Here is a 5,000-nt window from a genome sequence, read left to right as displayed (position 1 = left end):
GAAGATACGCGAAGAACCTTACCTGGGCTTGATATCCTAAGAACCTTATAGAGATATGAGGGTGCTAGCTTGCTAGAACTTAGAGACAGGTGCTGCACGGCTGTCGTCAGCTCGTGTCGTGAGATGTTGGGTTAAGTCCCGCAACGAGCGCAACCCACGTATTTAGTTGCTAACGGTTCGGCCGAGCACTCTAAATAGACTGCCTTCGTAAGGAGGAGGAAGGTGTGGACGACGTCAAGTCATCATGGCCCTTATGCCCAGGGCGACACACGTGCTACAATGGCATATACAATGAGACGCAATACCGCGAGGTGGAGCAAATCTATAAAATATGTCCCAGTTCGGATTGTTCTCTGCAACTCGAGAGCATGAAGCCGGAATCGCTAGTAATCGTAGATCAGCCATGCTACGGTGAATACGTTCCCGGGTCTTGTACTCACCGCCCGTCACACCATGGGAGTTGATTTCACTCGAAGCCGGAATACTAAACTAGTTACCGTCCACAGTGGAATCAGCGACTGGGGTGAAGTCGTAACAAGGTAACCGTAGGAGAACCTGCGGTTGGATCACCTCCTTTCTAGAGTACAAAGTAATAAGTCTCACAACTATTACTTCAAATATATAAACTCAATTGATTCTTGTTTAGATTTCAAAGATTGATGATAAAGCTAATTGTTTATGGGGAATTAGCTCAGCTGGGAGAGCGCCTGCTTTGCACGCAGGAGGTCAGCGGTTCGATCCCGCTATTCTCCACCATTTATTAAGGGCCTATAGCTCAGCTGGTTAGAGTGCACCCCTGATAAGGGTGAGGTCACAAGTTCAAGTCTTGTTAGGCCCACCATAAAAAAGATTTGAATAAAAAAGCTTTAAAATCTAAAGCAAGTATATAAAGTAGATTAAATATAAAATATAAACTCTATACTTAGATTTATTTTTATCTTTAGCTATAAAAGAATATACTTTAAATAGATATAAGTAGCATATACATTATGTATTTATATTTATAATGATTATATTAATATATATACTTCCTTTAGGTTTTAAACCTAAATGTTCTTTTTAATTATCATTGTTAAGAGTCACAAGCAAGTTTTAATAAAAACAATTTTACAGGACTTGTTAAAGGATAAAACCTATTTATCTTTTCTTTGGTTTAACTTATATCTTTTAATTATCTTTATCTTTAAAATAAAGAGAATATTAGATTTAAGATTTATAAATTAAAGACAAGTTTCAAACTCACAGCTTAGTTAAGACTAAATCATTTAGTTCTATATTAAGGTTTGAATGCTTTCCGTCTTAAGATAAAGAAGTCTTATCATAAAAACTTTAACAAGGAAGTGATGCGTTTTAGAATCAATAATAAAAGGTAGAAGTTAGGTTATATCTAACTTTTATGCAAATTGTTTTTTTAGTGATTAAGAATTGAAGCTTTATCTACATTAATTTTTTAATGAATGTTTAGTTTATTTCGTTTTAAGCCTAATATCTTTTAGGTTGGCGGGGTAGGCCTTTAGCTTTGGTTCTTTAAGATGAGCTTTCTCATCTGCTAAAAGAACATCAAAAGGTAAGCTACTAAGAGCGAATGGTGGATGCCTTGACTGGTAAAGGCGATGAAGGACGTACTAGACTGCGATAAGCTACGGGGAGCTGTCAAGAAGCTTTGATCCGTAGATTTCCGAATGGGGCAACCCAATGTATAGAGATATACATTACCTATATAGGAGCGAACGAGGGGAATTGAAACATCTTAGTACCCTCAGGAAAAGAAATCAATAGAGATTGCGTCAGTAGCGGCGAGCGAAAGCGCAAGAGGGCAAACCTAGTGCTTGCACTGGGGGTTGTAGGACTGCAATGTGCAAGAGCTGAGTTTAGCAGAACATTCTGGAAAGTATAGCCATAGAGGGTGATAGTCCCGTATGCGAAAAACAAAGCTTAGCTAGCAGTATCCTGAGTAGGGCGGGACACGAGGAATCCTGTCTGAATCCGGGTCGACCACGATCCAACCCTAAATACTAATACCAGATCGATAGTGCACAAGTACCGTGAGGGAAAGGTGAAAAGAACTGAGGTGATCAGAGTGAAATAGAACCTGAAACCATTTGCTTACAATCATTCAGAGCACTATGTAGCAATACAGTGTGATGGACTGCCTTTTGCATAATGAGCCTGCGAGTTGTGGTGTCTGGCAAGGTTAAGCAAACGCGAAGCCGTAGCGAAAGCGAGTCTGAATAGGGCGCTTAGTCAGATGCTGCAGACCCGAAACGAAGTGATCTATCCATGAGCAAGTTGAAGCTAGTGTAAGAACTAGTGGAGGACTGAACCCATAGGCGTTGAAAAGCCCCGGGATGACTTGTGGATAGGGGTGAAAGGCCAATCAAACTTCGTGATAGCTGGTTCTCTCCGAAATATATTTAGGTATAGCGTTGTGTCGTAATATAAGGGGGTAGAGCACTGAATGGGCTAGGGCATACACCAATGTACCAAACCCTATCAAACTCCGAATACCTTATATGTAATCACAGCAGTCAGGCGGCGAGTGATAAAATCCGTCGTCAAGAGGGAAACAACCCAGACTACCAGCTAAGGTCCCTAAATCTTACTTAAGTGGAAAACGATGTGAAGTTACTTAAACAACCAGGAGGTTGGCTTAGAAGCAGCCATCCTTTAAAGAAAGCGTAATAGCTCACTGGTCTAGTGATTTTGCGCGGAAAATATAACGGGGCTAAAGTAAGTACCGAAGCTGTAGACTTGCACACAACTTAGATTATTTAAGTTTAGAATATGAGAAACTAAGTTATATGTTTTAGTTATATTTTTACTGATTTTTATAGAGTAAAGATAGAAATAAAGCTTAGTAAAATCAGTAAAAATATTCTTAGGCTAAAGTTAAGTAGTTTAAGTTGTGTGCAAGTGGTAGGAGAGCGTTCTATTTGCGTCGAAGGTATACCGGTAAGGAGTGCTGGAGCGAATAGAAGTGAGCATGCAGGCATGAGTAGCGATAATTAATGTGAGAATCATTAACGCCGTAAACCCAAGGTTTCCTACGCGATGCTCGTCATCGTAGGGTTAGTCGGGTCCTAAGTCGAGTCCGAAAGGGGTAGACGATGGCAAATTGGTTAATATTCCAATACCAACATTAGTGTGCGATGGAAGGACGCTTAGGGCTAAGGGGGCTAGCGGATGGAAGTGCTAGTCTAAGGTCGTAGGAGCTTATACAGGCAAATCCGTATAAGAACACTCCGAGAACTGAAAGGCTTTTTGAAATCTTCGGATGGATAGAAGAACCCCTGATGCCGTCGAGCCAAGAAAAGTTTCTAAGTTTAGCTAATGTTGCCCGTACCGTAAACCGACACAGGTGGGTGGGATGAGTATTCTAAGGCGCGTGGAAGAACTCTCTTTAAGGAACTCTGCAAAATAGCACCGTATCTTCGGTATAAGGTGTGGTTAGCTTTGTATTAGGATTTACTCCGAAAGCAAGGAAACTTACAACAAAGAGTCCCTCCCGACTGTTTACCAAAAACACAGCACTCTGCTAACTCGTAAGAGGATGTATAGGGTGTGACGCCTGCCCGGTGCTCGAAGGTTAATTGATGGGGTTAGCATTAGCGAAGCTCTTGATCGAAGCCCGAGTAAACGGCGGCCGTAACTATAACGGTCCTAAGGTAGCGAAATTCCTTGTCGGTTAAATACCGACCTGCATGAATGGCGTAACGAGATGGGAGCTGTCTCAAAGAGGGATCCAGTGAAATTGTAGTGGAGGTGAAAATTCCTCCTACCCGCGGCAAGACGGAAAGACCCCGTGGACCTTTACTACAGCTTGACACTGCTACTTGGATAAGAATGTGCAGGATAGGTGGGAGGCTTTGAGTATATGACGCCAGTTGTATATGAGCCATTGTTGAGATACCACTCTTTCTTATTTGGGTAGCTAACCAGCTTGAGTTATCCTCAAGTGGGACAATGTCTGGTGGGTAGTTTGACTGGGGCGGTCGCCTCCCAAATAATAACGGAGGCTTACAAAGGTTGGCTCAGAACGGTTGGAAATCGTTCGTAGAGTATAAAGGTATAAGCCAGCTTAACTGCAAGACATACAAGTCAAGCAGAGACGAAAGTCGGTCTTAGTGATCCGGTGGTTCTGTGTGGAAGGGCCATCGCTCAAAGGATAAAAGGTACCCCGGGGATAACAGGCTGATCTCCCCCAAGAGCTCACATCGACGGGGAGGTTTGGCACCTCGATGTCGGCTCATCGCATCCTGGGGCTGGAGCAGGTCCCAAGGGTATGGCTGTTCGCCATTTAAAGCGGTACGCGAGCTGGGTTCAGAACGTCGTGAGACAGTTCGGTCCCTATCTGCCGTGGGCGTAAGAAGATTGAAGAGATTTGACCCTAGTACGAGAGGACCGGGTTGAACAAACCACTGGTGTAGCTGTTGTTCTGCCAAGAGCATCGCAGCGTAGCTAAGTTTGGAAAGGATAAACGCTGAAAGCATCTAAGCGTGAAGCCAACTCTAAGATGAATCTTCTCTAAGCTCTCTAGAAGACTACTAGTTTGATAGGCTGGGTGTGTAATGGATGAAAGTCCTTTAGCTGACCAGTACTAATAGAGCGTTTGGCTTATCTTTAATAAAGCATCACTTCCTTGTTAAGGTTTTTAATAAGACTTTGAATATAGATAATATTTAGAGTTTCATAGAAATCTTTCAAGTAGAGTTTATATTAGAACTTGCTCTTAACATTGTTTTTTAAGTATTCTATATAAAAACTTATTAAAGATAAAAGATAAGTAAAGAAGAAAGAGAATAAAGAAAAAAATAAAGAAATAAAAGATTAAGCTTTATTTATAAATTAAATCTTTCAAAGAATATTTAAATAACAATGTCCGTGATTATACAGATGTGGAAACGCCTTGCTCCATCCCGAACCAAGAAGCTAAGCACATCGTGGGTGATGATACTACGCCTTACTGGCAGGGGGAAAGTAGCTCATTGCGGACTTGTTAA

Annotated in this window: 2 tRNA genes and 3 rRNA genes (1 of these 5 running past the window's edge); all 5 read left to right on the top strand. The window is 41.7% G+C overall.

The annotated features are described in order from the left end of the window. A 16S ribosomal RNA gene (locus AJ881_RS04080) occupies positions 1 to 577 on the top strand; it begins 936 nt to the left of the window's first position. A gap of 103 nt (positions 578 to 680) precedes the next feature. Beyond that, a tRNA-Ala gene (locus AJ881_RS04075) sits at positions 681 to 756 on the top strand. An 8-nt stretch (positions 757 to 764) separates the two neighbouring features. Then, a tRNA-Ile gene (locus tag AJ881_RS04070) sits at positions 765 to 841 on the top strand. 724 nt (positions 842 to 1,565) lie between these two features. After that, a 23S ribosomal RNA gene (locus tag AJ881_RS04065) occupies positions 1,566 to 4,622 on the top strand. 255 nt (positions 4,623 to 4,877) lie between these two features. After that, positions 4,878 to 4,994: ribosomal RNA gene (gene rrf / locus AJ881_RS04060) — 5S ribosomal RNA — on the top strand. The 16S, 23S and 5S rRNA genes sit together here with 2 tRNA genes alongside, the layout of an rRNA operon. The last annotated feature ends 6 nt before the right edge of the window (positions 4,995 to 5,000 follow it).

This window comes from Campylobacter sp. BCW_6460 (assembly GCF_001762705.1).
Classification (GTDB): Bacteria; Campylobacterota; Campylobacteria; order Campylobacterales; family Campylobacteraceae; genus Campylobacter_D; species Campylobacter_D jejuni.
This window is presented reverse-complemented; position numbering and strand designations above follow the sequence as displayed.